Genomic DNA, 25,794 nt, shown 5'->3' with positions numbered 1-25,794 from the left:
CCCGCTGGCGCGTGCTGCCTTGCAGGCCGCGCCGAGCCAGAGGCTCGGCCCTTCGGCAGGCACGAACAGTCCTCAGGACTGTTCATGTCCGGCCTCAGCCCCTCGAGGGGGCTCTTGCAGCGGCCCGGCAGAGCCGGATGCGCGCAAGCGACTTGGCGTGGGCGGCGCTTCGCGCGCCCATTGTTCAGAGTGCCGCAGATGATCGACGAATCGCACTGGAATTCCCTGCTTGCAGCTGCTCGCGCTGCGCGCGAGCAGGCCTACGCACCGTACTCGCGTTTTCGCGTAGGTGCGGCGCTGCTCGATGAAGCGGGCCGCGTGCACGGGGGCTGCAATGTCGAGAACGCGGCCTACCCGGAGGGCGTCTGCGCCGAAGCCGGCGCCTTGTCGGCGCTGGTGCTGGCCGGTGGCCGGCAGATCATCGCGGCGGTGGTGGTCGGCGAGGGCGCCGAGCCGGTCACGCCGTGTGGCGGTTGCCGCCAGAAACTGCGCGAGTTCGCCGATGCCACGCTGCCGATCCGCATCGCCGACGGCCAAGGCTGGCGCGGCGAACACACCTTGGCCGCGTTGCTGCCCGCGAGCTTCGGGCCCACCCATTTGACGAAGAAGGACGGCCGCGATGCAGCATCTTGAATTCGAATCCGACGTGCAGCGGACGGCTGCGCTGCTGCGTGAGCGGGCAGGCACTGCGGCCCTGCCGGCGACCGCCGTCGTGCTGGGCTCCGGCTGGGGTGCCCTGGCCGAGCGGGTGCAGGACGCCATCGACGTGCCGTACGGTGACCTGCCGGCGTTCCCGCCGATCGGCGTCGGTGGCCATGCCGGCCGCTTGCTGATCGGCCGCATCGGCGATGCGCCGGTGATGGTGCTGTGCGGCCGAAAGCATGCCTACGAGGCCGGCGACGCCGCGGCGATGAAGGGGGTGATCCGCACGCTGGCCGCGGCCGGTGTGCGCACGCTGGTGCAGACCAACGCCGCCGGCAGCCTGGACGTTGCGCTGCCCCCGGGCGACGTGATGCTGATCGCCGACCACCTGAACCTGGTGCAGCGTTCGCCGCTGATCGGCGAGGTCGGCAACGAGCGTTTCGTCGACATGGTCGATGCCTACGACGCGGCCTTGCGCAGCCGCGCGCAAGCTGCGGCGGCCACACTCGGCCGTCCGTTGCGCGAAGGCGTCTATGCCTGGATGCTGGGCCCGCAGTTCGAGACACCGGCCGAGATCCGCATGCTGCAACGTCTGGGCGCCGATGCGGTGGGCATGAGCACGGTGCCCGAGACCATCCTTGCCCGTCACGCCGGGCTGAAGGTGCTGGCGCTGTCGCTGATCACCAACCTGGGCTGCGGGCTGGCGGATGTGGGCTTGAGCCATCATCAGACACTCAGCGTGGCCGAACAGGCGGGTGGGAGGGCGGTGGAGTTGCTCTGTGCGATCCTTGCTGCACTGCACGATTGACCCTCACCACCATGCCCACCCCTCGCTCTTCGGTCCGTCCGGTCGCGCTGCCATCGGCGTCCGAGTCGCCAGTCACCGGGTTCTACAAGACGACCGACCTGGCGGATGCCTTCGCGGTAGCGCTGCCCGACCACGCCACCGGGGATCCCGAATCGCTGGCCCGCTTCCTCTTCGCCCAGCAGCCGGCGTGGGTCTCACCGCTGATGTCGGTGCGCGACGCGCTGGTGGCCGGTTTCGGCCTGAAAACGGCGAAACACTTGACGTCGGCGACCGCAGCGACGGTGCCGCGCATCGGCCCGTTTCGCATCTACGAGACGCTGTCGCACGAAATCATCCTGGGAGAAGACGACAAGCACCTGGACTTTCGCGTCTCGGTGCTGGTGGCCCGCGGGGCGGCGGGCGGCGCCGCGCGGCGGCTGGTGGTGTCCACCGTCGTGCAGTGCCACAACCTGCTGGGCCGCAGCTACCTGGGGCTGATTGCGCCGTTCCACCGCCGGGTCGTGCCGGGCCATTTGCGTCGCGCCGCGTTGGCGGGTTGGCCCACGTGACCCCGAGTTTCAACGAGTGAACACGATGAATGCTGAATTGGAGCGCGTGGCCCGGCAGGCTTTGGCTTGCCTGGACCTGACGCGTCTGAACGACGACGACACCGAGGCCGACATCGAGCGCCTGTGCGAGCGAGCGCAAGGCCGCTTCGGCTCGGTGGCTGCGGTCTGCGTCTGGCCGCGCCTGGCGGCACTGGCCCGGCGGCGATTGCCGGCATCGATCGCCGTTGCTGCGGTGGCCAACTTTCCGCAGGGCGAGGCGAAACCAGAGCGTGCGCAGCGCGACGTGGGCGAGATCGTGCAAGCCGGCGCGCAAGAGGTCGACGTGGTGCTGCCGTGGCAGGCGCTGCTCGACGGTGACACCGGCGCCGTGGCGCGCGTGCTGGCGGCCACTCGCCGCGCCAGCGACGGCTTGCGGTTGAAGGTGATCCTCGAGACCGGCATGCTGGACACGGCGCAGGTCAGCGAGGCCAGTCGCATCGCATTGGGCGAAGGCGCCGATTTTCTGAAGACCAGCACCGGCAAGGTGCCTGTCGGCGCCACGCCCGAAGCGGCGCGCGCGATGCTGCAGGCCATCGTGTCCGACGCGCGTTCGGCCACCGTCGGCTTCAAGGCCTCGGGTGGTGTGCGCAGCGTTGCCGACGCCGCGCTGTACCTCGGCCTGGTGACCGAGCACCTCGGGTCCGACGCCGGCCTGCCGGCGCGTTTTCGTATCGGTGCCAGCGGCCTGCTCGACGACATCGAGGCCGTGCTGAGCGGCACCGCAGCCGCGCCCGACGGTGGCGGCTACTGAGGGCCCTGCACCGATGACCGTGTTGCTGCCGCAGGAAGTCATCCGCACCAAGCGCGACGGCCACGCGCTGTCCGCCGCCGAGGTGCGGGCTTTCGTCGAAGGCCTCGCCGCGCCTGAAGCCGACCCGCGTCGCTGGACCGAAGCGCAGGCGGCCGCAATGGCAATGGCCGTGCTGCTGCGCGGCATGGATGACGCCGAGACGGCCATGCTGACCCAGGCCATGGCCGACAGCGGGGAGCGCCTGCGCTGGGCCGAACTGGATCTGCCCGGCCCGGTGCTCGACAAGCATTCGACCGGCGGCGTCGGCGACAAGGTCAGCCTGATGCTGGCGCCGATCGTGGCGGCCTGCGGCGGCTTCGTGCCGATGATCTCGGGCCGCGGCTTGGGCCACACTGGCGGTACGCTGGACAAGCTGGCGGCGTTGCCCGGCTACCAGCTGATGCCTGAGCCGGCCGTGCTGCGCCGGGTGTTGCGCGAAGCCGGCTGCGCCATCGTCGGCGCCACCTCTGCGCTGGCACCGGCCGACAAGCGGCTCTATGCCATCCGCGACGTGACGGCTACGGTCGAGTCGCTGCCGTTGATCGTCGCCAGCATCCTGTCGAAGAAGCTGGCCGCCGGGCTGCAGGCACTGGTGATGGACGTGAAGGTCGGCAACGGCGCCTTCTGCCCCGACTTGGGCGCAGCGCAGCCGCTGGCCCAGGCGCTGGTGCGGGTGGCCCGCGCCGCCGGCCTGCCGACGCGGGCGCTGCTGACCGACATGAACCAGGTCCTCGGCCACCATGCGGGCAATGCGCTGGAAGTGCGCGAAGCGATCGACTTTCTCACCGCGCGCTCGCGTGAACCACGCCTGCTCGAAGTGACGCTGGCGCTGGCCGGCGAGATGCTGCACCTCGGTCGCCTGGCCGACACGCCGCAGGCCGGCGAAGTCCGGGCGCGCGACGCGCTCGCCAGTGGCCACGCCGCCGAGGCCTTCGCCCGCATGGTCGCCGCACTCGGCGGCCCGCGTGATGTGCTGGCCGATGCCCAACTGCCGCAGGCACCGGTGCAGCGCCCGTTGGCGGCAACCATCGACGGCCACGTGGCCGTCGTCGACACCCGCGCGCTGGGCCTTGAGGTGGTGCAGCTCGGCGGTGGTCGCCGCCGTGCCGAAGACCTGATTGATCTGCGTGTTGGCCTGGCCGACGTGGTGCCGCCGGGCCAGCTCGTGCACCGCGGCCAGCCCTTGCTGTGGGTGCATGCCGCGAGCGAAAACGCGGCCGACGCCGCGTTGGCCCGCCTGGCCCAACTGGTGCGGGTGGAGGCTGTACGGCAAAGCCAGCCGGCCGAACCCGGCCCGGTGGTTTACGCCCGCCTGGGAGAACAAGCGTGATGCGCCGCCGCCTGCTGCTGGCCGCGTCGGCTTCGCTCCCGTGGCTCGGCGCCTGCCGCACCGTGCGCGAGCCGCTGCTGCCGCCATCGAGCAGCTACCTCGAGCCGCACCGACCGCAGTTCCACTTCACCCCGGCGGCGGGCTGGATGGGCAACCCGACAGGGTTGGTCTTTCACAAGGGGCTGTACCACCTTTTCTACCAATACCACCCCAACTCGAAGGACTGGGGTCCGATGCATTGGGGCCACGCCACCAGCCGCGACCTGGTGCATTGGGAGCCCCAGCCGATCGCGCTGCAACCCGAAGAGAAGGTGGTCGCTTTCTCGGGCTCGGTCGTGGTCGATGCAGCGAACACCGCCGGCTTCGGCGCCGGCGCACTGGTCGCGCTGTACACCCGTCACGACGTGGAGGCCCAAAGGGACGGCCGGCGCGACCACGAGTCGCAGCACCTGGCCTACAGCGAAGACGGCGGGCGCAGCTGGATCCCGTTCGACGACGGCCCCGTGATCGCCAACCCCGGTTCTGCGAAAGACTTCCGTGACCCGAAGCTGTTCTGGCACGAGCCGAAGCGGCGCTGGGTCGCGGTGGTCGCCGTGGGCGACCACGTCGAATTCTGGGGCTCGCCCGACCTGAAGCGCTGGACGTGGCTGAGCGATTTCGGGCGCCGTGCCGGCGGTCACGGCGGGGCCTGGGAGTGCCCTGACTTCTTTCCGCTGCCGGTCGAAAACGGTGCGGCCGACGAGCTGCGCTGGGTGCTGCTGTGCAGCGTCGGCTACGGCGCACCGAACGGGGGCTCCGGCACCCAGTATTTCGTCGGCGATTTCGATGGCGATCACTTCACCCTCGACCCGGCCTTCGAGCCCGAGGTACCGTTCGGCCGCGCCGTGTGGCTGGACCAGGGACGCGACCACTACGCCGGCGTCACCTGGCCGAACGGCCCGGACGGCCAGCGCATCCTGATCGCCTGGATGAACAACTGGGACTACGCGTCGCAGGTGCCGGCCTCGAGCTGGCGCGGCGCGATGACCTTGCCGGTGACCTTGGCGCTGCGGCGCCAGGAATGGGTCTGGCGCCTGGTGACGCGGCCGGTGGCGGCCCTCGAATCGTTGCGGGCCCAGACGGTGAACCTGACGCCGATGGCGCTGCGCGGCGCGCCGTTCGACCTCAGCCAAGCGACCGGCATCGACCCGCGCGCGATGGAGCTGGAACTCGCGATCGATCCCGGCACGGTGGGGCGCTGCGGCGTCGAGCTGTCGAACGCTCACGGCGAGCGCTACCGCGTCGGCTTCGACGCGACGCAGCAGCTGTACTTCAGCGACCGCACGCAGGCCGGCGACTACCAGTTCTCGAAGAGCTTTGCCGTCGCCGTGCACACCGCGTCACGCCCGGTCCCGCGCGGCCCGGTGCGCATGCGCCTGCACTTCGACGCCTCGTCGGCTGAACTGTTCGCCGACGACGGGACGCTGCAGATGACCGACCAGTTCTTCCCGACCGAAGACTTCACGATTGCCAAGCTGTTCGGTGAAGGCCCGGGGGCGCGCCTGCTCAGCGGCCGGGCGCATCGGCTGGCACGCATCTGGCCGTGAAATGAAGACTCGGTTGGTCGAATCACGGGTCCATGTCTCGCCCAGGTCGGCCGAGTGGTATGCATCGCCTTTGCACGAACTGTGCGTCGCTGTTCACGACTGGGTTTCGGGCCCGCTGCCGGATGCCGAGACGGACCTCGCCGCGGCGGAGGCCGGCAGGAGATCGGCCTCCATCCGGGCTCGATGCCGGAAAACCGTCTTGGCCCGCCACTTGCCGTTGACGCTGGGAAGGCTCGTGGACTCTGGATCGAGCGCGAAATCGACCGTGAGGTGCGATCCGGCGAGCTCGGCCGTTTCGATGAATACGGTGCGGCGATCGATCCGGGGGATGCGGATTCGCCAGCGGGCCAGGACGGCGCCGCGATGATCCCGCTTCACCGCGTCCAGCATGTCGACGAAGTCTTCTCCGGCGTAGACGCTGCTGATGGTCATCCATCCGCCATCGACCGCGAAGCCCGCTAGCAGCGCGTATTCGGGAGTGGCGTTGCTCAACGGGGTCTCGGCTGCACAGATCACGTTGCTTCCAGGAGCGCGTTCCTTGGCACAGCCATTGGCCGCGAGAAGCGAGCTCAAGCCCGGGTACTTGAAATCGAGCGAATAGGGCTCGGTGGAGACGGGCTGGAACTGACCCTCTTCGATTGGTCCGACGGTACCGACGGCGGCGAGGATCTCGGCGCCATCGCCGCGGTTGTAGCCGTAGCCCTGTCCGATATCCACGCCGGCGACGCGATCCACGAGCCGACGCAAGGCACTCCCCTGCAGGCCGGGTGACAGGCACGACTCGCGGTTGCGAATGACGTCGAATCGTCGAGCGAGCAGCTTGTGATCGGCCGACTTCACTTCGACGGATGTCGCCAAGAGTGGGAAGCCTTCTGCGCCGGGGATGGGCTCGACGATGGATCGGGCCTCGACGAACACCGCGCCATCGGCGGGCTCGCTCGGGAATCCAGAGACGAACTGGACGCGGTCACTTGGACTTGGATCGGACGACCGACCCAATCCCACGATCAACTCAGCGGCAGAGTTGTCGATGTGGACGTAGACGACCGGCGGCGACGCCACCGTGGCGAAGACCTCTTCACCTGCGCGCTGCAGGCACGCCTTGCTGCTGGCCATCCCGGCGACTGCGCGTTGCTGATGCCGTTCGGCGTCGGCTTGCACGGCATCGGAGCGGTGGCGCGCCGTCCAGACTCCCGCCGCCACGATCGTCGCGATGGCGTACACCAGCCCAGCCAGCGGCCAGCCAGGCATTCGCATGAGCTTGGCAGCCGAGGCGACCGCCCACACGCTTGCCAGCCAGACCAGCAGCGCAACGATGCCGGCGATGATCAGCAGGCCCTCTATGGCCCCGTAGGGCGAGGCCATTGCCGCGGTGGGAGCTGCTAGCAAGACTGCGCCGAACGAGGCGGACCTACGAAAGTGCTGTGAGCTCACTTCAATGCGGCATGAAAGTCATTCCGGAATTCTGACGCAGCCGTCCACCTGTCGGCCGTCTCGCAAGCGCCCCGCCAACGACAACGCGCCCCGGAGGGCGCGTTGTGTTGGCGTTCCCGTCGAGCTGGGTTGCTTCAGAACCCCAGGCTGGCGAGCAGGTCGTCGACTTCGCCCTGGTCGGCCACCACGTCGGTGCGGCCTTCCGGGTTCACGACCGGGCCTTGCAGCACGCTCGGGTCGACCTTCTCGCGCTGGTCCGGCGGCACCACCTGCACCAGCAGCTTGACCAGGCTGTCTTCCAGGTCGTTGGCCAGCGAGACGACCTTGGCGACCACCTGGCCGGTCAGGTCGTGGAAGTCTTGCGCCATCATGATGTCGGTCAGGTGGCTGTCGATGCGCGCCGTGCGCTGCTCGACATCGTGCACGAAGTTCATCACCGCGCCACTCGCGACGGTACGTACCGGGTCGGCGACGATGGCCTGGGCCAGCGCGCGGGTGGCCTCGCTGATCTGGGCGTGTTCGGCCTTGGCGTGGTCGACCGAGTTCAGCACCTTCTCCGCGGCGGCGGCCGTCTTGCTGGCGATGTAGCTCAGGCGGCTGCGGGCGTCGGGCAGGCCGTCGGTCGCCAGTTGCAGCTTGGGCATCACGCCGAGCTGCTGCATCGTGTCGTGCAGCACGCGGGTGATGTTGCCGAGTTGCTGGAACACCTCCGGCGAGACCATCAACGGCTCAGCGGCCGACAGCTTGGAAATGTCTTCCATCTTCATGAGGTACTCCCTTCGGCTCAGGCCGTGGCGGCCAGCTTTTGCATGATCTTCTGGACTTTTTCTTCCAGCGTGGCCTTGGTGAAGGGCTTGACGATGTACCCCGCCGCGCCGCTTTGCGCCGCCAGCACGATGTCTTCCTTGCGTGCCTCGGCCGTCACCATCAGCACCGGCAGGTGCTTGAGCGTGTCGTCGGCCTTGATCGCCTTGAGCAGGTCGAAACCGTTCATATTGGGCATGTTGATGTCGCTGACCACGAAGTCGAACTTGGCCGCCTTCAGCATGCCGAGCGCAACCTGGCCGTCTTCGGCTTCTTCGCAGTTGTTGCAGCCCATCTCCTTGAGCAGGCCGCGCACGATGCGGCGCATGGTCGAGAAATCGTCAACAACAAGGAATTTCAGGTCACTCTGGTTCATGGCGGTCCTTCAGCGGCGGGTCAGCGAGGGTTTGAAGCGTTATCGGTCAACGGACGGGAACACTTGAGGCCGTTTCTTCTTCGGCGCTCGGGGAGTCGAGGGTGGTGCGGAAGACGCGGTCCTCCGCGTCGCGGTTCATCACGATGATGCTGATGCGGCGGTTGCTCGGGCTGGTCGGGTCGTTGCGCTCGAAGGGTTGGCTGAACGCCAGGCCCTGCACCCGCAGCACACGGTTCTCGGGCAATCCGCCGGCCATCAGCTCGCGTCGTGACGCGTTGGCCCGGTCGGCCGACAGCTCCCAGTTGCTATAGCCGCGTTCGCCATCCGAGAAGGGCGTCGCATCGGTGTGACCTTCGAGCGTCAGCAGGTTCGGCACCTCGGTGAGGATGGCGCCGATCGCCTGCAGCAGCTCTCGCATGTAGGGTTGAACGGCGGAGCTGCCCGAAGCGAACATCGGCCGGTTCTGCTCGTCGACGATCTGGATGCGCAGGCCGTCGCGGGTCATGTCCAGCCGCAGCTGCGACGACATGGCCTTCAGCCGCTCGCTGGCCTGGATCTTCTGCTCGATCGTGTTCTTGATCTCCTGCAGCCGCGCGACTTCGGCGCGCTTCTGCTCGGCCTTCAGCGCGGCCAGGTTGATCGTTTTCTTCGGCGCGTCGACATCGCCGCGCTTGACCTGGCCACCGGAGCGTGTCAGGTCTTCGCCGCCGCCCTTGATGACGTGCGAGGCGTCACCCGAGCCGGCACCGCCGGCCAGCGACACCTTCAACGGCGCAGAGAAGTAGTCGGCAATACCCTTCTTGTCGCCTTCGGTGGTGGAGCCCAGCAGCCACATCAGCAGGAAGAACGCCATCATCGCCGTCACGAAGTCGGCATAGGCGATCTTCCAGGCGCCACCGTGGGCGGCATGCCCCCCCCTGCGGACCTTCTTGACGATGATCGGTTGGAGTTTCTTTGCGTCACCTGCCACAGCCAGCTCCTCGCGTTATTTCTTCTTCACGTGGCTCTCGAGCTCGAGGAAGGTCGGGCGCTCGGTCGAATAGAGCACCTTGCGGCCGAACTCGATCGCGACCTGCGGCGCGTAGCCTTGCATCGACGCCAGCAAGGTGGTCTTGATGCACTGCAGCTCCTTGCCGTCTTCGTCGATCTTCTGCTCCAGCAGGCCGGCCAGCGGCTCGGCGAAGGCGTAGGCCAGCAAGATGCCGAGGAAGGTGCCGACCAGCGCCGAGCCGATCATCGCGCCCAGCACCGCCGGGGGTTGGCCGACCGAGCCCATGGTGTTGACCACGCCCAGCACCGCCGCGACGATGCCGAACGCCGGCAGCGCGCCGGCCACACGCTGCAGCGCGGCCGCCGCGGCGTGCGCCTCGGCATGGTGGGTCTCGACTTCGCTGTCCATCAGCGACTCGATTTCGTGGGCGTTCAGGTTGCCCGAGACCATCATGCGCAGGTAGTCGGTGATGAACTCGGTCACGTGGTGGTCGTGACCGACTACCGGGAATTTCTGGAACAGCGGCGAGTTGTGCGGGTCCTCGACGTCCTTCTCGATGGACATCAGGCCTTCCTTGCGCGCCTTTTGCAGGATCTCGTAGAGCAGCGCCAGCAGCTCCATCGCGCGGGCCTTCGAATACTTCGAGCCCTTGAAGCACGAGGCCAAGCCCCGGGCCGTGGCCTTGAGCACCTTGGGTTGGTTGTTGGCGACGAAGGCGCCGAACGCACCGCCGAAGATCGTGATCAGCTCGAACGGCAGTGCACGCAGCACGACGCCGATGTTGCCCCCGTGCGCAATGAAGACGCCGAAGATGCAACCGATGGCGACCAGCCAACCGACGATGACGAACATGGTGAGGGGTTCCGGGTTCTCGTTTGTGCGCTTCGAGGCGGCGCACGAGCGCGGCCCTTGGCGGTGATATCGGTTACCCCTCGGTGCAGCTTGAGGCGGTGAAAGCCTGGAAATGGCGGCAAAAAACCCCGGCCATTGCTGCAGTACGGAAAGAAAAAAGGCGGACTCACGTGGAGTCCGCCTGAAAGCACAGGGGTTGTGCTAGGAGGAGACAAGCATGAACAAGAACAAAACTGACACCTGGTGAGATCGGCCTCTTGCCGATGGATTCAAGCGCCGACGCAAATGGTTACATCAAGGTCGGCAGTAGTTGGCGGTTTGCTGATGCGACGCCATTCAGGCGTCGTCGTCGGCGGTGGTGGCCAGCTGGCGGGGGCTGGTGGCGCTGGGCAGCTGCAGCGCCCCGGCCTGGCGGCCCTTGCCGGCGCGGGCGGGCGGGTTGCACAGACCACAGACGAAGTGCTTGGCGATCTCGTGCGGGTGGCTGACATAGTGGCCGCCGCACTTGTTGCACTTGGTCATCGTCAGCATGCCGTTGTCGACGAACTTGACCAGGCGCCACGCACGGGTCACCGACAGCATCGGCTCCAGCCCTTGCGAGGCCGTCTGTTCCAGGTAGAGCTGGTAGGCCTTGATGACGGTGTCGATTTCCTCGAGTTCCGACGTCTTGTTCAGGTACTCGTGGATGTTCAGGAACAGGCTGGCATGGATGTTCGGCTGCCAGGTCATGAACCAGTCGGTCGAGAACGGCAACTGGCCCTTCGAAGGCGACTTGCCCGACACTTCTTTATACAGGCGCAACAGGCGCTCGTAGGACAGATCGGTCTCCGACTCCAGCACCTGCAGGCGGGCGCCGAGGTTGATCAGCGTGACGGCACGCTCGATCTGGCGGGCTTCGGTCAGGATGCTCTTGCTGCGGGCCATGGTGTCCTCCAATACTGAGTCGGGTGATCTGCGTACTTACCGAGTCGGCGCCGGGCTGCGCCCAAGGCGGCTCGGCAACCCCGCGGCGGTGGGCTTGCGTGCCCGCAAGACCGGGGCAGACATTTATGCGGCCTCTTGATGGCGGCCGGCCATCAAGATGGAGGCGTGCAGGCGGCTGACGCTGTCGTTCGCGGCGGCCTTGCCGTGGCTGGTGAGCAGGCCCCAGACCAGGTCGTCGTCCATGCGGAAGCGGCACAGCAGCGTGTTGCCGGTGGCGATCTTCATCATCTGCGCCGGCGTCAGCGTGGCGATCAGGTTCGCGGTCTCTTCCGACACGCCCAGGCGGAACAGGGCTTGTTCGCGGTCGGCGCGGATCAGGCTCTGCGCCAGCATCAGGTACGACAGGTTGGCTTCGCGGATCTCGGCGAGGATCTGGTTGGTGTCCATGATTCGTTCCTTTGCTCGTCTACCGTTTTGAAGAAGAGACTTTGTGTCTCGGCATGGGATGAACTGTAAGGACCGAAACAGAACTGAAACATCAGCTCACTTCCGCCGCTGAAGTCCGCCTTTTTCCGTCACGCCTGTCAGGCAAATTCCTACAAACCGGCCGTTTCGGGTCGTCAAAAAGGGAATGGCTGAGGGCTGCAGTGCTTTTCTGGCAAAGGCCGCGCCAGGACCCTGCCTACAGTGCCACCAAGCTGCCGAAGCTTCGTCTGCTGTCCAGCTCAAAAGGTCGACCCCTCGCCTTCGCCGCCACTGGCAGCGGACCTGCGCCACCAGCTCGGCCGCCGGACCCGCCGCTGTCTTCCCAACGGCGCCTTCATTGCCAGTGTGCGCCCGTTCGGTTCGAATGTGGTCGAAATTCACGCTCCGGTGAGGGTGAACGCTTAAGCCAAACGTGCAGGTCCCGTCGGGGTATCTGAGCTGCCCGCCGAGCCGGCGCCGGACAAGGCGGGCAATCCCGCGGGGGTGGGCTTGCGTACGCGCACGACCGGGGCAGCCGTTCGTGAACAGAACGGGCTTGACGCCGCATATCCGGGTTTCACGCCGGGCGTGGCTGCCTACAGTGGATGACGCAATGGCCGCCGGATCGGCCGAAGAAGCTCATCCATGATCGACGCCGCACCGCACACCTCGACCTACGACCCTGTCAGCCTGCCGCCCGCCGAGCTCGGCAGCGGCTGGGACGAGCGCCTCGGCGCGGTCGAGGCCCTGGGTGGCCAGTTGAGCCAGGCCTTCGAGCAACTGGTCGAGGCCGTCGTCGGCCTGCAGGAACAGGCCCAGCAACAAGCCGCACCAGTGCCCCAACTGGCCGGCGGTGCCGAGGCCGCGCTCGCCGCGATCGGCGCGTTGAACAGCCGCTTGGTCGACCTGGAGCAGCAGTTCGCGCTGGAGCGCAGCTGCCGCGACCTCGAGCGCGTCTCGCGCATGCACCCGAAAGAGCGCTCGGTCGTCTTCGTCGCCACCACCTACCTGGGCTGCAACGTCAAGTACGCCTGGCTGGCATTCCGCGAGCACGCCAAGCGCGAAGGCATCACCGCCTGGCTGCTGCCACAGAACGCCGAGCAGGAGCGCATGGCCAGGAGCCTGGGCGAGCCGTGCTTTCCGACCCGCCATGCCGACTGGTCGACCGAGCACCTGCGTGCCGCGCTGTCGACCGCAGTGGTCGTCACCTGTGATCATCTCTTGAACCCGAACCCCTACGCCGCCGCCTTGCTGGCGGGCGCGCGCCATGTGCAGCTGTGGCACGGCATCTCGATCAAGGAGATCGGCCTGCGCAACCTCGCGCCGATGCGCAACATGACGCCACGCTTCGCCAAGGTGCTGGCCACCACCGGCCCGTACACCCGGCTGGTCGGCACAGCGGCGTCGGCCGAGAACGAATGGCGCCGCTGGTTCAGCTTCGAGCGTTATGCGCCGATCGGCTACCCGCGCAACGACGTGCTGCTGCGCGAGCCGACCGAGGCCGATCTGCTGAACGTCGACACCACGATGCTCGACGCGGCACGTACCGCACGCGATGCCGGCAAACGTGTGGTGCTGTACGCGCCGACTTTTCGCGACGTCAAGCGCGGCACCTGGATCGTCGACGCCGGGCTGGAGCGTCTGGCCAAGCAGCTGGACGAACGCGGCGACCTGCTGATCGTCAACCTGCACCCGGTCGAGCAGCCGATGACCCCGCAGCTGAAAGAGGCCGTGCCGACAGCGCGCTTCGTCGCGCCGCGCACCGACATCTACCCGCTGCTGCAGCACACCACCGAGCTGGTCACAGACTACTCGTCGGTGATGTTCGACTACCTGCTGCTGGACCGGCCGATCATCCTGTTCCGCCCCGACCACGCCGAGTACACCGCACGGTCGCGCACGCTGTACGACGACAAGCTCGACGTCAAGCCCGGCCCGCTGGTGACCAGCGTCAACGAGCTGCTGTTGGCACTGCGCAACCGCGCGGCCGAGTCGGGCGCCCACGCCCGCCACCGCCAAGAGCTGCGCGACCGTCTGCACGACCACCATGACGACCAGTCCGGCGAGCGCCTTTCTGCGCTGCTGCTGGAAGAGCTGGGCCTGGCGCTCGACGCCGAGTGAACCCCGTCACCGCAGGATCCCAGGAGAACGACCGATGAAGCTTCGCAACGACCTCGCCGCGCTCCTGCCCCGGATGCTGGATGACGACCTGTACAAGTTCTGCGTCTTCTACGAGAAGTACGCGCCGCACCTGGCAGACATCGCCAGCGGCGTGTACGACCGGCTCAGCGCAGCCGACCAGTCGCGCTTCGTTCTGTGGTTCCTCAAGCGCTGGGCCAAGATCGATCTGGTCAACCCGGTCGAGCGCCACCTCTACGACACGACGATCGAGCGCCTGCGCACCGAGCCGCGGCCGGTGGAAGAGCTGAACGGCGTGCGCTACCGCCTGCGCGACATGAAATCGCAGGGCTACGACTTCCAGATGCTGGGCTACGACTGGTGGCTGGGCGCGCACGACATCCGCTACGGGCAGTACGAGCAGGGCGACATCCAGCTCGCGCCGGACGACGTGATCATCGATGCCGGTGCGTTCATCGGCGACACCGGTGTGTACTTCCACCACAAGCTCGGCGGCCGCTGCCAGGTCCACAGCTTCGAGCTGCTGGACGAGAACCTGGCGCTGCTGGTGCACAACTTCGAGCGCAACGGCGTGCGCGACGGGCAGGTCGTCATCAACAAGCTGGCATTGGCCGACCGCACCGGTGACGAGATCGTGATCGCCGATGGCGCGACGCAGGGCTCGACCTCGATCTTCGGCAAATCGAGCCAAGGCACCAAGGTGCAGACGATCACGCTCGACGACTACGTGATGCGGCTGAACCTGGAGAAGGTCGATTTCATCAAGATGGACATCGAAGGCGCCGAGCTGCAGGCCCTGGCCGGCGCACGCCAGACCATCCAGCACTTCAAGCCGAAGCTCGCGATCTGCCTGTACCACAAGTGGAACGACGCGTTCACGATCCCGCAGGCCATCCACGCGACCGGCGTCGACTACAGCTTCACCTTCAAGTGGGTGCAGCTGAAAGACGGCTGGGAGGCGATCCTGCTGGCGATTCCGACGGAGCGGGCGACGAACCCGGTGCGGCCGCCGGCGCCGCAAGCCCATGCGCACGATCCGATGGCCGATGCGCTGGGCGCCTTCTGCCGCGCTTACGCAAAAAAGTTCGGCCAGGTCGAGAACTTGAAACGCGACAGACGCGTGGCGGAACGCTCTGCCACCGGCGATCCGCAGGTGGCTTGAACTTGAGCAGGTGGAGCGGGATGAAGCAGTCGCTTCTTGGCCCATCACGCCGGCGTGGCCTGCGTAGAGTGGGCACCATGGCGCCACCACTCTTTCGGCGCCGACCTGACACGGGAGCACCACGATGAGCTTGATCGCCCAAGCCCACACCTTCGAGTCGACTCGGGCGCTGCCCGCGTTGCCGGCAGTGCCGCTCGCTGATGGCGAGATCACCATAGCGCTGACCTACGGCACCTATGACCTGTTCCACATCGGCCACGTGCGGCTGTTCGAGCGCATCAAGCAGCGCTATGACCGGCTGATCGTCGCGGTGTCGACCGACGAATTCAATGCGATCAAGGGCAAGAAGGCCGTCGTGCCGTACGCTGACCGCGTCGCGATGGTGCTCGCCTGTCGCTATGTCGACGAGGTGATCCCCGAGAGCGATTGGGGCCAGAAGGAAGCCGACGTGATGGTGCACGGCGTGGACGCCGTGGTCATGGGCAGCGACTGGACGGGCCGATTCGACGAGCTGAAGACGCTGTGCGACGTGGTCTACCTGCCGCGCACTGAAGGCGTGTCCAGCACGGAGCTGAAGGCTGAAGTCGTCGCCACCGTGCGCGGCCGGGCCTGACGTGGTCATGAGCCTGTTCGAGCGTGAGCATGGTGCCCCCACGCCCCCTGCCGGGCGCTGCCTTGCAGGCCGCGCCGAGCCAGAGGCTCGGCCCTTCGCCAGGCACGAACAGTCCTCAGGACTGTTCATGTCCGGGCGAAGCCCCCCGAGGGGGCTCGCGCAGCGGACCGGCAAAGCCGGATCCGCGCACGGCACTTGAGGACTCCCAGCGCATGCGAAGCGTCGCGGTGCTGCAGCCCTATCTGTTCCCGTACCTCGGCACGTTCCAGCTGGCGCGCCAGGTCGACCGCTTCGTCTGCTTCGACGACGTGGCCTTCATCAAGAAGGGCTACATCCATCGCAATGCCCTGCTGCTGAACGGCGAATCGCACGCCTTCACCGCACCGGTCAAGAACGTCAGCCAGAACCGCACGATTGCCGAGCACGAGTACGTGGGTGAGTGGCAGCCGCTGCTCGCGCTGCTGCAGCGCGCGTATGCGAAGGCGCCGCACTTCGAACCGGTGTTCGAATTCGTGCAACGCGTGCTGCTCGATGCGGACGAGAACGTCGCCCGCAAGAACGCGCGCAGCATGGCCGCGGTGTTCGACTACCTCGGTCTGCCGTTCAACCACGGCTTCTCGTCGGTCCATGCGCTGCCGCCTGAGCTGCGGGCGTCGGACCGCGTGCGCGCGGTGTGCCGCGCCGAGGGTGCATCGCTCTACATCAACCCGACCGGAGGGCGCACGCTCTACGACGCGGCCGACTTCGAACGCGACGGCATGACACTGCGCTTTTGCGCGATGCGGCCGCTGCAGTATCCGCAGGCTTCACCGGCCTTCGTGCCGTACCTGTCGATCCTGGATGTGCTGATGCACTGCCCACCCGCGAAGGTCGTCGAATTGCTCGACGCTTGCGACCTCGAGCCCTGACTCAGAGAGACATCGCTTCGGCCCGCGATGCGAGGTCGAGCCCTTCGGCGTCTTCGGACAGATCGCGCACGATGTCAGCCGGCAGCGTCAGCGCAGCAGTTTGGGTGCGGAAGACGCTGTACGCGTCGTCTTCGTGCTGTGAGGTGCTGGCGGCGATGAAATCGAGCACCTGTTGCGACATTGGCAGACCGACAGCCGCGAACAGCCGTGACAGCTGCGCCATCGGGTCGCTGCGCAACTTCTCGTACGACACGATCAGCACCTTGTCCGGGTAGGTGGCCTTCACGGCCAGCGCCAACGCCAGCGATTCTTTCCACTTCGCATAGCCGTTGTACTCGCACGGGTCGGTGTTCTTCGACGGTGCGTGCAGGTATTCGGCGTGGATGTCCTGGCCGGCGCGAAACTCTTTCGGCGCCTGGTACCAGCTGTTGATCACGTCCGGCGCCGGGCGGTGGATGTAGATCAGCCTGTGCAGACCAGGCAGGGCGGCGAGCGCCGGCATCAGCTGGTGGTAGCGAACTTCCTTCCACACCAGGTGCGTGGCGGGCAGCACCTTGGGTGGGCGCAGCGACTGCAGCACGAAATCTGAGCTCGCGCCCAGCAGCGCGTCGTTGAATGTGTCAAGCGACGCGGCGCTCACACCGTGAACGCCGAACCAGTTCTTGAACTCGTAAGAGAACAGCGGCTGGTAGCGATAGGCCACCGCCTCGCTGGCGTTGAACAGCTGGCCCAGCCAGCTGGTGCCGCTGCGCGGGCAACCGAAGATCGCGACCTGCCGTGGCCTCATTCGTTGACTTTACGCCGCAGCTTTGCGCTGCAGCGTCGATGCGTAGCAGACCGTGTCGGCGATGCGGTTGACTTCTTCGTCGGTCAGTGCAGGGTAGATCGGCAGGCACAGCACTTCGCGCGAGATGCCCTGGGCGATCGGCATCAAGCCAGGCTGCGCCGACGGCAGGTGGCGGTACATCGGGAACTCGCTGATCAGCGGGTAGAAGTAGCGCCGGCCGTGGATGCTCTGGTCTTTCAGCAGCTCGTACAGCTCGTCGCGGGTGACCGAGAAGTCGGGGCCGACCAGCACGGGGAAGTACGAATGGTTGCTGGTGTTGCCGGGCATCGGTTGCTCGAGCAGGCGCAGACCCGGCACTTGGGACAGGCGCGCGCGGTACATCGCGTCGATCTCCGCGCGGCGCGTCATCGCGCGCTCGATGTGTTGCAGCTGCAGCAGGCCGAACGCGGCATTGACTTCGCTCATCTTGCCGTTGATGCCGGGGGCGACCACGGTCACCTCGTCAACGAAGCCGAAGTTCTTCAGCTGGTCGATGCGCTGCTTGGTCTTGGCATCGGGCGAAATGATCGCGCCACCTTCGAAGGTGTTGAAGACCTTGGTCGCATGGAAGCTCAGGATCGACAGGTCGCCCGCCTTCAGGATGCTCTGGCCGTTGCGCTTCACGCCAAAGGCGTGGGCAGCGTCGTAGATCACCTTCAGGTTGTAGTTGTCGGCGATCTTCTGGATCGCGTCGATGTCGCACGGCGTGCCGTAGCAGTGCACCGGCACGATCGCGGTCGTCTTCGGCGTGATCGCGGCTTCGATCTTCTTCGGATCGAGGTTCAGCGTCACCGGATCGATGTCGGCAAAGACCGGCGCGAGGCCGTTCCACAGCAGCGAGTGCGCGGTCGCGACGAACGAATACGGCGTCGTGATGACCTCGCCGGTGATGCGCAACGCCTGCAGCGCGGTGACCAGCGCCAACGTGCCGTTCGCGAACAGCGAGATGTGTTCCACGCCCAGGTGATCACACAGCTCTTTTTCGAGACGCTGGTGCATCGGGCCGCGGTTCGTCAGCGTCTTGCTTTCCCAGATCTTCTCGAGATAGGGAATGAACTCCTCGAGCGGAGGCAGGTACGGTTGGGTGACGAAGATCGGGTTCATATTAAGCCGCCGCCAGGGTTGAGGATTGAGAGGGTGTCGAGTCGTCGAGGAGCGATGTCTTGAGCCGGGCGTCGAGCGAAGAGGCCTTGATCTTGGCCATCAGATCGTCGACCGCCTGTTGCTGACCCAGCCGCTCGTGCATGCGCAGCATGGCGACCCAGGTCTTCACGCGCCGGCGCTCTTTTTCGCGCTCGGGCAGTGGGCTCCAGGAGCTGAATTCGTTTTCGCGGCGCACGGCGCCGACGAAGGTGTCGAAGTAGGCGCAGCGGCCCATCGTGCCAAGGTACGAGGTCAGGAACTGGTCGCCGAACGCCGCCAGCGCCCGCTCGGGCGGCAACGCCGAAAAGGTCTTGCGAAACACCAGCGTCGGCAGCCAGAGCAGGAACTGCGTCGACATCAGCTGGCGTTGGGACAGAAAGATGTCACGCCCGATGCGGCTCCACGGCCGGACCGCCAGCGACGTCTCGATGAAGTGGTAGTAGTTGTGGGCCGAGCAGGAGACGTCGGGGTGCGACATCAGGAAGCTGACCTGCCGCTGCAACTTCGTCCGGTCGATCCAGAAATCGTCCCCTTCGCAGGTGGCCACGAAATCGCCGCGGGCCTTGGCCAGCAACAGCTCGAAGGGCCGAACGCCTTGCGACTTCTGGTTCACCGTCTGCAGCACCGGCTTGATCAGCTTCGGGTAACGCTGTTGCCACTGGCGGATGACGGCCTGGGTCTGGTCGGTCGAAGCGTCGTCGTGGATCAGGATCTCGAACGGGAACGAGCAGTCCTGGCTCAGGAAGCCGCGGATCGCGCTGTCGATGTAGCGCTCGTGGTTGTAGGTGGTGCAGATGATGCTGATGACCGGGGCGCGGTGCGGGCCCCAGCGGCGCATCAGCTCCTTTTCGGAGCGCACGGCCGGGATGCCGAGCAGCTTCTGGTCGTCGCCCAACCCTTCGCGGACCCATTCGTCGGCTTCTGCGTAGCGGCCAAGCCGGTGCAGACACATGGCCGCCAGCCCGTAGGTGTCGCGCGGGGTACTGCCATTCAAGCCCTGTTTCACGCGGGTGATGCCGCGCAGCGACAGTTCCCACTGCTGATGGCGCATCGCGCAGCTCACCGCCTGCGGCAACTCGGCCAGTGGCCCTCGGTCGATCAGGAATTCGGCGCGGACGACGTCGAGCACCGCCGTCACGGGCGTCTGCAGGCCGAAGGTGTCGACCAGCCATTGCGAGATGCGTTGCTCATGGTCCGGCGCCGCTGCCGGCGGGTCGATCACGGTGCTGAACGCGTCCAGAACGGCGCCGGTGCAGTCGTCTTCGCTCCACGCGGGTTGTTGGCTGGCCGCCAGCCTGGTGGCGAGCGCGGCGCCACCAATGCACAGGGCGCCGACGAGCGTCGTGGCGGCCGCCGCCCGTTGCGGGCCAATCGTCGCCAGGGTCGTTTCGAAGCCGGTTTCGTCGCCCGCTGCGAACTGCTGGTGCAGGCGCCCGAGCAGGCCGGGCAGGTCGGCATCGACGGCGGGAACGGACGGATCGTGCATGCGAGAACTTTAGGCACCGCCGCTGCCCGCGTTCGCTGGATAAAGGGGGATGTTGGGGCTCAGATCCGGCCCGCGCACGTGGGGGCGTGGCTTATCGTGCTGGGCGCGGCCTTCGATGCCGGGCGGGGTGGTGGACAGGCCTGCCGCGCTCGGCCAGCATGGGGGCAGCCGCCTTTGCATGAATCCCCGGGAGGTGAGCGTGAGATTCAGTTTCCTGATGTGCTCGGAGCGCAGCGGCAGCAACCTGATCACCCGGATGCTCGACGCGCATTCGGCCATCTGCGGCCCGGCGACCAAGCACCTGATCAACCCTGTCGCCCGCAACGCTTTTCGCTATGAGCCGCTGGCGCGGCCCACCCATTGGCAAGCGTTGCTGGAAGACATCCACGCGCTGCTGAACGCCGAGTTTTCGCATTGGCGTACGAATTTCTCGCTGGACGAGCTGGCCCGCCTGGCCGAGTCGGGTGACCTGCCGACGCTGATTCGCCGCGTTTTCGCCGCCGAGGCCGAAGCCCATGGCAAGACGGTTGTCTTCGTCAAGGAAAACCAGGTCTACGAGTTCATCGCCTTCTTGCTGCTGCACTTTCCCGAGGCGACCTACGTCTACCAGGTGCGCGACCCGCGCGACATGGCCCTGTCATGGAAGAACAACCCTGGCCACCCGGGCGGTGTGTGCCGCGCGGCGCGGCAATGGCAGGCCGACCAACAGAACAGCCTGAAGCTCTACAGCGATCTGCACCGTCTGGGCCGGGCCCGGCTGGTCTACTACGAGCAGCTGATCTCGGAGCCCGAAAAGGTGCTGACCGACGTGCTCGGGATGATGGGCCTGGCCTACGAGCCGGCCATGCTGTCGTACCACGAGTCGGCGCTGACCCGGGCCAACGCCGGCCAGCAACACGCCTGGTCCAACCTGGACAAGGCGGTGATGACCGACAACAGCCAGAAGTACCGCGACGCGCTGAGCGCCGACGAGATCCGGGCGATCGAAAGCATTTGCTATTCCGAGATGCAGCACCTGGGCTATCGGTGCGAGTTCGACAAGTCAGAGCTGGACCGATTCGCCAAGGAAGAGTTGGCGCGCTTTGAAGAGACTGACACGCGAGCCAAGGTGCACGTGCAGCCGAACAGCGTCAGAGCCAACGTCGAGGCCAAGAAGCGCTTCTACCAGCGCTTGCCGATCAAGACATAGCGCGGCGGTTGGCGCGGCGGCCGATGTGGACACAACTAGCGCTCCAGTACTTCCCGCAACATGCGCTGCACACCAGCTTGCCAGTCCGGCAGCCGCAACCCGAAATCGCGCTGGAACCGGGCCGTGTCCAGCCGCGAGTTCAACGGCCGCGCCGCCGGCGTCGGGTAGGCACTGGTCGGGATCGGCAAGACTTGGTCGGCCGGTACCTTGATCGCATGGCCACGGGCGCGGGCCCACTCGATGACATAGCGGGCATAACCATGCCAGCTGGTCTCTCCGCCTGCGACAAGGTGGTAGAGCCCACCGAGATCGTCACGCTGGGCCATTGAACGCAAGCCATGGGCTGTCGCATCGGCCAGCAGGTCGGCACCGGTGGGCGCGCCGATCTGGTCGTCGATCACCTTCAGCTGTTCGCGCTCGCCGGCCAGTCGCAGCATCGTCTTCGCGAAATTGCCGCCGCGGGCGGCGTAGACCCAGCTGGTGCGAAGGATCAGGTGGCGGCAGCCGCTGGCTTGGACCGCTCGTTCGCCTTCGAGCTTGGTGCGGCCGTAGACCGACAGCGGGCCGGTGTCGGCCTCTTCGCTGCGCGGCGCGCTGCCAGAGCCGTCGAACACGTAGTCGGTGCTGTAGTGAACCAGCGTGGCGCCCAGCGCTGCCGCCTCACGCGCGAGCACGCCGGGCGCGGTGGCGTTCAGCGCGCGGGCGAAGTCGGGCTCGCTCTCAGCCTTGTCCACCGCTGTGTGCGCAGCGGCATTGACGATGATCGCAGGGCACACCGCCTGAACGGTGGCGGCCAACGCCTCGGGGCGAGAAAAGTCGCCATGCAGCTCGGTGCTGTCGTGGTCCAGCGCGACCACTTCGCCCAGCAGCGACAGTGAGCGTTGCAGCTCCCAGCCGACCTGACCGTCCTTGCCCAGCAGGAGAATCTTCATGGGCAGCCGCCGATCGCGTGCGTCACGCAGCGGCGGTGAGATGGGCTGTTTGGCGCTTCAGCAAGAGGCTGCATGGGGGTCGGCGGAGCCTGAAGCACCGCATCGAGGGGCAAAGCCGGAATTGTCACTCCAACCGCTGGCTGGCCCGCGGCACGTTCAGGCGGTGGCGGCCAGCAAGTGAGCCGGCGGCAGGCCGGCCTGTTCGCGGTCGAACATGCGCTGCAACAACGTCTCATAGTCGCGCGCGTACCGGTCGCTGTCAAACAGCGGCAGGTTCATGCGCTGGGTGTCGAGGTGCTCCTTCAGGCCTTGCAGCGTAGCCGACTCCTGGGCCAGCGCGATCGCCAGGTTCACGTAGCCATCTTCATCGGGGGCGGCCAGGTCGGGCAGGCCACAGGCGGTGACCAGGCTGGCCGCCACCCGCGATGCAAATGTCGCGCCCGGCACCGTCAGTACCGGCACGCCGGCCCACAAGGCCTCGCTGGCGGTCGTGTGGGCATTGCAGGGCCAGGTGTCAAGGAACATGTCGGCCACGCGCAGGCGGGCGATGTGCTTGGACAGCGGCAACTTCGGGGCCCAGAACACGCGCTCCTGGCCGACCCCTCGGGCGGCCAGCTCGCGCTCCAGGTTGGCTTGGGCATGCGGGTTCCAGGCCAGCATCCACAACACCGCGTTCGGGGCGCCGTGCAGGATGCGGGCCCACAGATCCAGCATGTGGGGCGAGATCTTGTAGGTCTGGTTGAAGCAGCAGAAGACCACCGCGTCGTCAGGCAAGCCGGCCTGGGCGCGCGTGGGCGCCGGTGGCAGTGCGCGGCGGCGGTCGTTCGGCTGGTAGCTGTTCGGCAGCTGCGCCAGGTGCTCGCTGTACTGGCCGGCCTGGGCCAGCGGCAGCACGACCGGGTCGCCGATCATGTAGTCGATGAAGTCGGCGCCGGTGGTGGCCGGGTAGCCGAGGAAAGCAGCGCTGACGCGCGCCGGCTTGAAGGCCAGCAGCTCGAAGCGGCTGCCGCGGGTGTGACCCTTCAGGTCGATCGCGATGTCGATGTCGTCGGCGCGCATGCGGCGGGCGACATCGGCGTTGGAGCAGTGCGTCACGTCGACGAAGTGGTCGCAGGCGGCACGCACGCGCTTGCCGATCTCGCTGCCGTCGTCGGGGCTGTGCGAATACAGCGTGACCTCGAAGCGTTCGCTGTCACGGCGCTCCAGCAGCTCGGCCATCAGCACCGAAGTCGCGTGCTGGTGGAAATCGCAGGAGAGATAGCCGACACGGATGCGCCCGGGCCGGCGCGGACCGGCCGGCGGCATCGGCTTCAGGCCGGGGGTCAGGCCTCGCAGGCGAAGTGCGCCGATGCGGCGCTGCTGTTCGGGTGTGGCGTCGACCGCCAGCAGTGCGAAGGGCGAGAGTTTCTGGCCGGTCTGGTCGTCGCCCTGGTCCAGCGCCTTCAACAGCTGCGCCGTGTCTTCTTCGACCAGGCTCCAGTCGCAAGTTTGTCGGCTCTCGTGGACCAGCAGCGACAGGGCCAGCGCACGCACCGCGCCCGAATCCAGCGAGACGGCGGTGCGGAAGCACTCGGTCGACTCGCGCGTCATGCCCAGATCCTTGAAGCACAGGCCCAGGCGATAGTGCACCAGCGGGGCATCGATCTTCAGGGCCAGCGCCTGGAAGAAGACGCCGACCGCGTCCTGCAGCCGTTGGGCCTGGAACAACGCGTTGCCGTAGGCGTTGAACCAGTCGTGGTCGCGGGCCGCGTCAGCGGGATATTGGTCGAACACCGCGGCGGCTTCCTGCACACGGTTTTGCTGCAGCAGGCATTCGCCGACCAAGCGGCAAGCCACCGGGCTCGCCGGATCCAGGCGCAGTGTCTCGCGGCCTTCGGCCACCGCACGGTCCAGCGCGCCGCATTGCATGTGCGCGCGTGCCAGGTTCAGGCGCAGCAGCGCGTCGTGGGGCGACAAGGCCGTGCCGCGCTCGAATTCGGCAATCGCCGCCGGCCAGCGCTTGGCCTGCATGGCTTTCAACCCGGCCTGGCGATGCGCTTCGGCGCGCTGGCGTGAATTCTTCATCCTGCCCACTTTAGAGAGGTGGGCGTGTCGGCAGGCACCGAAAAGACAGGGGGTGCCGGGCCTATTCGGGCGCTGCTGGCCGGACGGCGGCCAGGCGCCGGCATTCGGCGGCGTCTTCGGCCCGGCCGAGGCCGTCGTACAGCAGGGCCAGGTTGTGGGCCGCCAGGTGGCTGCCGCGACCGGCAACGGCGCCCTCCAGGTCCGGCCGCTCGCCGATGGCCAGGCAGCGCTGCCAGGCACTCTCCATCATGGGCAGCAGTTCGGCGGCGTTCGGCGGCTGGTTGGCCGCCCAGTCCAACAGCACGTCGCCCAAGGCAAAGAAGAAGTCGGGCGACTCGCTCCAGCGTGCCAGGCCGGCCTCGGCCTGCATCAGCGCGTCGGCGTGGCGGCCGACACATTTCAAGGCATGCAGGCGGCGGACCGTCAGGTCGTGCAACCAGCCCGGCGACGGGCCTTCGGTGGCCAGCAGCGCCTCGGCGCGATCGAAGCAATCCAATGCGTCGGCATGACGTTCATAGACGTCATGGTCTTTGCCAAGCTGGTACCAGGCGTATGGATCGTCGGGGTGTTCGGCGACCTCGCACTCGAGCAACCGCCGGTTGCGACCGGCCTTGGCGGCCAGCGAATCCTTCAGATAGCCGTCGTGGCCCAACGTGATGCGCAGGCGCTGCACCGGCAACCGATGTTGCGGCTGTTCGTGCACGCGGCCGGCATAACGCACCGGGCCGGGCAGTACGCGACTGATCCAGCTGCTGGCCTGTTGCGCCTGCACGCTGCTGTCATCAAGGCTCTCGATGCACACCGCGCCGACGAAGGTGGGCGCCGTGTGGCGCAGCGCAGCCAACTCACCGGCGCCGCTGGTCAGCCACTCGTCGGCGTCGAGCACGATGTGCCAATCAGCACCGGCAGCATCGAGCGCGGCGTTGCGCGCGGCAGAAAAATCGTCGACCCACTTGAAATGTGCCACGCGTGCGCCGGCGGCTCGTGCCCTCGCCACCGTGTCGTCGGTCGAGCCGGTGTCGAGCACCAGCGCTTCGTCGACGTACGGCAGTGCGCTGGCCAGCGCCCGTGCGATGCGCGATGCCTCGTTGCGCACGATCATCACCAGCGCGACGCGGCAGGCGCGCGTCGGCTTGGTGGGCAAAGGCGACGGAGTGTGCATCGCCCCGACTTTAAGACTGTGCCGCGCCGCGTAGGCGCCGATAAGAGAAGACTGGGCAGCGGTCTTTCGCTGCCGCCGGCTCCCCGCCGACTCCGCTTGCCAACCTCTGGCCAAGTCGATCGATCGAACAGCGGCAAAAAAAACTCTCAAGTCTTTCGATCGACCCTCCGAAAAGCAATTCACGGCCCCAACCACTTTCAAACGGGGGCGCAACCAGAGGCCCGGATGGGTCAGTTTTTGAACCCCGTGAAGGAGTAACTCACATGTCTTCCGTCATCAACACCAACGTTGGCTCACTGACCGCCCAGCGCAATCTGTCGGCTTCACAAGCCTCGCTGTCGCAGTCGATGCAACGTCTGTCTTCGGGCCTGCGCATCAACTCGGCCAAGGACGACGCGGCCGGCCTGGCGATCGCCGAGCGCATGAACGCCCAAGTGCGCGGCATGAACGTCGCGATTCGCAATGCCAACGACGGCATCTCGCTGGCGCAAACGGCTGAAGGCGCCCTGTCGAAGGTCGGCGACGCGCTGCAACGCATGCGTGAACTGGCTGTGCAGGCCCGCAACTCGACGAACTCGAGC

24 protein-coding genes and 1 pseudogene are annotated in these 25,794 nt (G+C 66.9%); 12 read left to right on the top strand and 13 right to left on the bottom strand.

Features of this window, described 5'->3' with window-relative positions; translation table 11 throughout:
- Positions 1-198 precede the first annotated feature (198 nt).
- Genes VFY73_RS19925 through VFY73_RS19900 form a run of 6 tightly spaced genes read left to right on the top strand, consistent with a single transcriptional unit; the run spans position 199 to position 5,743 of the window.
- Entirely contained in the window at positions 199-633 is a 435-nt protein-coding gene (locus VFY73_RS19925; protein WP_329722037.1) for a cytidine deaminase, read from the top strand.
- The gene (locus tag VFY73_RS19920; RefSeq protein WP_329722035.1) at positions 620-1,450 is read left to right on the top strand and encodes a purine-nucleoside phosphorylase; all 831 of its coding nucleotides are present in this window, start codon (positions 620-622) and stop codon (positions 1,448-1,450) included. Before VFY73_RS19925 ends, VFY73_RS19920 begins: the two co-directional genes overlap by 14 nt.
- 11 nt (positions 1,451-1,461) lie before the next feature.
- Positions 1,462-1,998 (top strand): DUF2867 domain-containing protein, encoded by a 537-nt coding sequence (locus VFY73_RS19915; protein ID WP_329722033.1) that lies wholly within the window; start codon positions 1,462-1,464, stop codon positions 1,996-1,998.
- A gap of 25 nt (positions 1,999-2,023) precedes the next feature.
- Entirely contained in the window at positions 2,024-2,788 is a 765-nt protein-coding gene (gene deoC / locus VFY73_RS19910) for a deoxyribose-phosphate aldolase (protein ID WP_329722031.1), read from the top strand.
- 19 nt (positions 2,789-2,807) lie between these two features.
- Positions 2,808-4,157: a thymidine phosphorylase gene (deoA, locus tag VFY73_RS19905; RefSeq protein ID WP_414654496.1), complete on the top strand. Its 1,350-nt coding sequence runs from the start codon at positions 2,808-2,810 to the stop codon at positions 4,155-4,157.
- Positions 4,157-5,743, top strand: coding sequence for a glycoside hydrolase family 32 protein (locus tag VFY73_RS19900; RefSeq protein ID WP_329722027.1), 1,587 nt, complete (start codon positions 4,157-4,159; stop codon positions 5,741-5,743). The genes deoA and VFY73_RS19900 overlap by 1 nt, the downstream gene beginning before the upstream one ends.
- A 93-nt stretch (positions 5,744-5,836) precedes the next feature.
- Here the strand turns inward: VFY73_RS19900 and VFY73_RS19895 are convergent, their stop codons facing one another.
- The 7 genes from VFY73_RS19895 to flhD form a co-directional block, all read right to left on the bottom strand.
- Complete coding sequence (locus VFY73_RS19895; RefSeq protein ID WP_329722025.1) at positions 5,837-7,108, bottom strand: hypothetical protein; 1,272 nt, start codon at positions 7,106-7,108, stop codon at positions 5,837-5,839.
- Between the two features lie 203 nt (positions 7,109-7,311).
- Positions 7,312-7,944 carry a protein phosphatase CheZ gene (locus VFY73_RS19890; RefSeq protein ID WP_329722023.1) on the bottom strand — a complete coding sequence of 211 codons (633 nt, stop codon included), beginning with the start codon at positions 7,942-7,944 and terminating at the stop codon, positions 7,312-7,314.
- Between the two features lie 17 nt (positions 7,945-7,961).
- A complete protein-coding gene (gene cheY / locus VFY73_RS19885; protein WP_329722021.1) occupies positions 7,962-8,357 on the bottom strand; it encodes a chemotaxis response regulator CheY in 396 nt (131 codons plus the stop codon).
- 46 nt (positions 8,358-8,403) lie between these two features.
- On the bottom strand, positions 8,404-9,327 hold the full coding sequence (motB, locus tag VFY73_RS19880) for a flagellar motor protein MotB (protein WP_329722019.1): 924 nt from the start codon (positions 9,325-9,327) through the stop codon (positions 8,404-8,406).
- A gap of 15 nt (positions 9,328-9,342) precedes the next feature.
- The gene (gene motA / locus VFY73_RS19875; protein WP_329722017.1) at positions 9,343-10,200 is read right to left on the bottom strand and encodes a flagellar motor stator protein MotA; all 858 of its coding nucleotides are present in this window, start codon (positions 10,198-10,200) and stop codon (positions 9,343-9,345) included.
- Positions 10,201-10,536: 336 nt separating this feature from the next.
- On the bottom strand, positions 10,537-11,124 hold the full coding sequence (gene flhC / locus VFY73_RS19870; protein WP_329722015.1) for a flagellar transcriptional regulator FlhC: 588 nt from the start codon (positions 11,122-11,124) through the stop codon (positions 10,537-10,539).
- 123 nt (positions 11,125-11,247) lie between these two features.
- A complete protein-coding gene (flhD, locus tag VFY73_RS19865; protein ID WP_329722013.1) occupies positions 11,248-11,571 on the bottom strand; it encodes a flagellar transcriptional regulator FlhD in 324 nt (107 codons plus the stop codon).
- A gap of 663 nt (positions 11,572-12,234) precedes the next feature.
- Here flhD and VFY73_RS19860 point away from each other — a divergent pair.
- The 4 genes from VFY73_RS19860 (at position 12,235) to VFY73_RS19845 (ending at position 16,411) form a co-directional block, all read left to right on the top strand.
- Positions 12,235-13,710: a CDP-glycerol glycerophosphotransferase family protein gene (locus VFY73_RS19860; RefSeq protein ID WP_329722011.1), complete on the top strand. Its 1,476-nt coding sequence runs from the start codon at positions 12,235-12,237 to the stop codon at positions 13,708-13,710.
- 34 nt (positions 13,711-13,744) lie between these two features.
- Positions 13,745-14,890: an FkbM family methyltransferase gene (locus tag VFY73_RS19855; RefSeq protein WP_329722009.1), complete on the top strand. Its 1,146-nt coding sequence runs from the start codon at positions 13,745-13,747 to the stop codon at positions 14,888-14,890.
- 124 nt (positions 14,891-15,014) lie between these two features.
- Positions 15,015-15,503 carry an adenylyltransferase/cytidyltransferase family protein gene (locus VFY73_RS19850; RefSeq protein WP_329722007.1) on the top strand — a complete coding sequence of 163 codons (489 nt, stop codon included), beginning with the start codon at positions 15,015-15,017 and terminating at the stop codon, positions 15,501-15,503.
- 212 nt (positions 15,504-15,715) lie between these two features.
- Complete coding sequence (locus VFY73_RS19845; RefSeq protein WP_329722005.1) at positions 15,716-16,411, top strand: WbqC family protein; 696 nt, start codon at positions 15,716-15,718, stop codon at positions 16,409-16,411.
- A gap of 1 nt (position 16,412) precedes the next feature.
- Here VFY73_RS19845 and VFY73_RS19840 read toward each other — a convergent pair whose 3' ends face one another.
- From VFY73_RS19840 to VFY73_RS19830, 3 genes are read right to left on the bottom strand one after another with little or no spacing between them, the layout of a single operon-like run.
- Complete coding sequence (locus tag VFY73_RS19840) at positions 16,413-17,198, bottom strand: sulfotransferase (RefSeq protein WP_329722004.1); 786 nt, start codon at positions 17,196-17,198, stop codon at positions 16,413-16,415.
- 9 nt (positions 17,199-17,207) lie between these two features.
- Positions 17,208-18,341 (bottom strand): dTDP-4-amino-4,6-dideoxy-D-glucose aminotransferase VioA, encoded by a 1,134-nt coding sequence (gene vioA, locus VFY73_RS19835; RefSeq protein ID WP_329722002.1) that lies wholly within the window; start codon positions 18,339-18,341, stop codon positions 17,208-17,210.
- 1 nt (position 18,342) lies between these two features.
- Positions 18,343-19,866 carry a glycosyltransferase family 2 protein gene (locus VFY73_RS19830; protein WP_329722000.1) on the bottom strand — a complete coding sequence of 508 codons (1,524 nt, stop codon included), beginning with the start codon at positions 19,864-19,866 and terminating at the stop codon, positions 18,343-18,345.
- Positions 19,867-20,065: 199 nt separating this feature from the next.
- On the opposite strand from VFY73_RS19830, the gene VFY73_RS19825 reads away from it, so the two are divergent.
- A complete protein-coding gene (locus VFY73_RS19825; protein ID WP_329721998.1) occupies positions 20,066-21,055 on the top strand; it encodes a sulfotransferase in 990 nt (329 codons plus the stop codon).
- A 35-nt stretch (positions 21,056-21,090) separates the two neighbouring features.
- On the opposite strand, the gene rfbD is transcribed toward VFY73_RS19825, so the two are convergent.
- The 3 genes from rfbD to VFY73_RS19810 form a co-directional block, all read right to left on the bottom strand.
- Positions 21,091-21,987: a dTDP-4-dehydrorhamnose reductase gene (rfbD, locus tag VFY73_RS19820; protein ID WP_329721996.1), complete on the bottom strand. Its 897-nt coding sequence runs from the start codon at positions 21,985-21,987 to the stop codon at positions 21,091-21,093.
- A 156-nt stretch (positions 21,988-22,143) separates the two neighbouring features.
- The gene (locus tag VFY73_RS19815; protein WP_329721994.1) at positions 22,144-24,051 is read right to left on the bottom strand and encodes a tetratricopeptide repeat protein; all 1,908 of its coding nucleotides are present in this window, start codon (positions 24,049-24,051) and stop codon (positions 22,144-22,146) included.
- Between the two features lie 61 nt (positions 24,052-24,112).
- A complete protein-coding gene (locus VFY73_RS19810; protein WP_329721992.1) occupies positions 24,113-25,213 on the bottom strand; it encodes a glycosyltransferase in 1,101 nt (366 codons plus the stop codon).
- A gap of 263 nt (positions 25,214-25,476) precedes the next feature.
- Between VFY73_RS19810 and VFY73_RS19805 the strand changes: the two are divergent.
- A pseudogene (locus tag VFY73_RS19805) lies at positions 25,477-25,794 on the top strand (flagellin FliC); the annotation flags it as partial.

The organism is Ideonella sp. (genome assembly GCF_036277275.1).
Taxonomy (GTDB): Bacteria; Pseudomonadota; Gammaproteobacteria; order Burkholderiales; family Burkholderiaceae_C; genus Ideonella.
Note: the sequence above shows the minus strand (reverse complement) of the source record. Positions and strands in the feature narration are given on the sequence as shown.

What these genes read in the sequence shown, in the direction of transcription:
- cheY (WP_329722021.1), bottom strand. Translation starts at nt 8,357, where the DNA reads ATGAACCAGAGTGACCTGAAATTCCTTGTTGTTGACGATTTCTCGACC.
- VFY73_RS19860 (WP_329722011.1), top strand. Translation starts at nt 12,235, where the DNA reads ATGATCGACGCCGCACCGCACACCTCGACCTACGACCCTGTCAGCCTG.
- VFY73_RS19840 (WP_329722004.1), bottom strand. Translation starts at nt 17,198, where the DNA reads ATGAGGCCACGGCAGGTCGCGATCTTCGGTTGCCCGCGCAGCGGCACC.
- VFY73_RS19895 (WP_329722025.1), bottom strand. Translation starts at nt 7,108, where the DNA reads ATGGCCTCGCCCTACGGGGCCATAGAGGGCCTGCTGATCATCGCCGGC.
- VFY73_RS19920 (WP_329722035.1), top strand. Translation starts at nt 620, where the DNA reads ATGCAGCATCTTGAATTCGAATCCGACGTGCAGCGGACGGCTGCGCTG.
- VFY73_RS19830 (WP_329722000.1), bottom strand. Translation starts at nt 19,866, where the DNA reads ATGCACGATCCGTCCGTTCCCGCCGTCGATGCCGACCTGCCCGGCCTG.
- VFY73_RS19925 (WP_329722037.1), top strand. Translation starts at nt 199, where the DNA reads ATGATCGACGAATCGCACTGGAATTCCCTGCTTGCAGCTGCTCGCGCT.
- VFY73_RS19815 (WP_329721994.1), bottom strand. Translation starts at nt 24,051, where the DNA reads ATGAAGAATTCACGCCAGCGCGCCGAAGCGCATCGCCAGGCCGGGTTG.
- vioA (WP_329722002.1), bottom strand. Translation starts at nt 18,341, where the DNA reads ATGAACCCGATCTTCGTCACCCAACCGTACCTGCCTCCGCTCGAGGAG.
- flhC (WP_329722015.1), bottom strand. Translation starts at nt 11,124, where the DNA reads ATGGCCCGCAGCAAGAGCATCCTGACCGAAGCCCGCCAGATCGAGCGT.
- VFY73_RS19850 (WP_329722007.1), top strand. Translation starts at nt 15,015, where the DNA reads ATGAGCTTGATCGCCCAAGCCCACACCTTCGAGTCGACTCGGGCGCTG.
- VFY73_RS19890 (WP_329722023.1), bottom strand. Translation starts at nt 7,944, where the DNA reads ATGAAGATGGAAGACATTTCCAAGCTGTCGGCCGCTGAGCCGTTGATG.
- VFY73_RS19810 (WP_329721992.1), bottom strand. Translation starts at nt 25,213, where the DNA reads ATGCACACTCCGTCGCCTTTGCCCACCAAGCCGACGCGCGCCTGCCGC.
- VFY73_RS19915 (WP_329722033.1), top strand. Translation starts at nt 1,462, where the DNA reads ATGCCCACCCCTCGCTCTTCGGTCCGTCCGGTCGCGCTGCCATCGGCG.
- motA (WP_329722017.1), bottom strand. Translation starts at nt 10,200, where the DNA reads ATGTTCGTCATCGTCGGTTGGCTGGTCGCCATCGGTTGCATCTTCGGC.
- VFY73_RS19900 (WP_329722027.1), top strand. Translation starts at nt 4,157, where the DNA reads ATGCGCCGCCGCCTGCTGCTGGCCGCGTCGGCTTCGCTCCCGTGGCTC.
- VFY73_RS19845 (WP_329722005.1), top strand. Translation starts at nt 15,716, where the DNA reads ATGCGAAGCGTCGCGGTGCTGCAGCCCTATCTGTTCCCGTACCTCGGC.
- flhD (WP_329722013.1), bottom strand. Translation starts at nt 11,571, where the DNA reads ATGGACACCAACCAGATCCTCGCCGAGATCCGCGAAGCCAACCTGTCG.
- deoC (WP_329722031.1), top strand. Translation starts at nt 2,024, where the DNA reads ATGAATGCTGAATTGGAGCGCGTGGCCCGGCAGGCTTTGGCTTGCCTG.
- rfbD (WP_329721996.1), bottom strand. Translation starts at nt 21,987, where the DNA reads ATGAAGATTCTCCTGCTGGGCAAGGACGGTCAGGTCGGCTGGGAGCTG.
- VFY73_RS19855 (WP_329722009.1), top strand. Translation starts at nt 13,745, where the DNA reads ATGAAGCTTCGCAACGACCTCGCCGCGCTCCTGCCCCGGATGCTGGAT.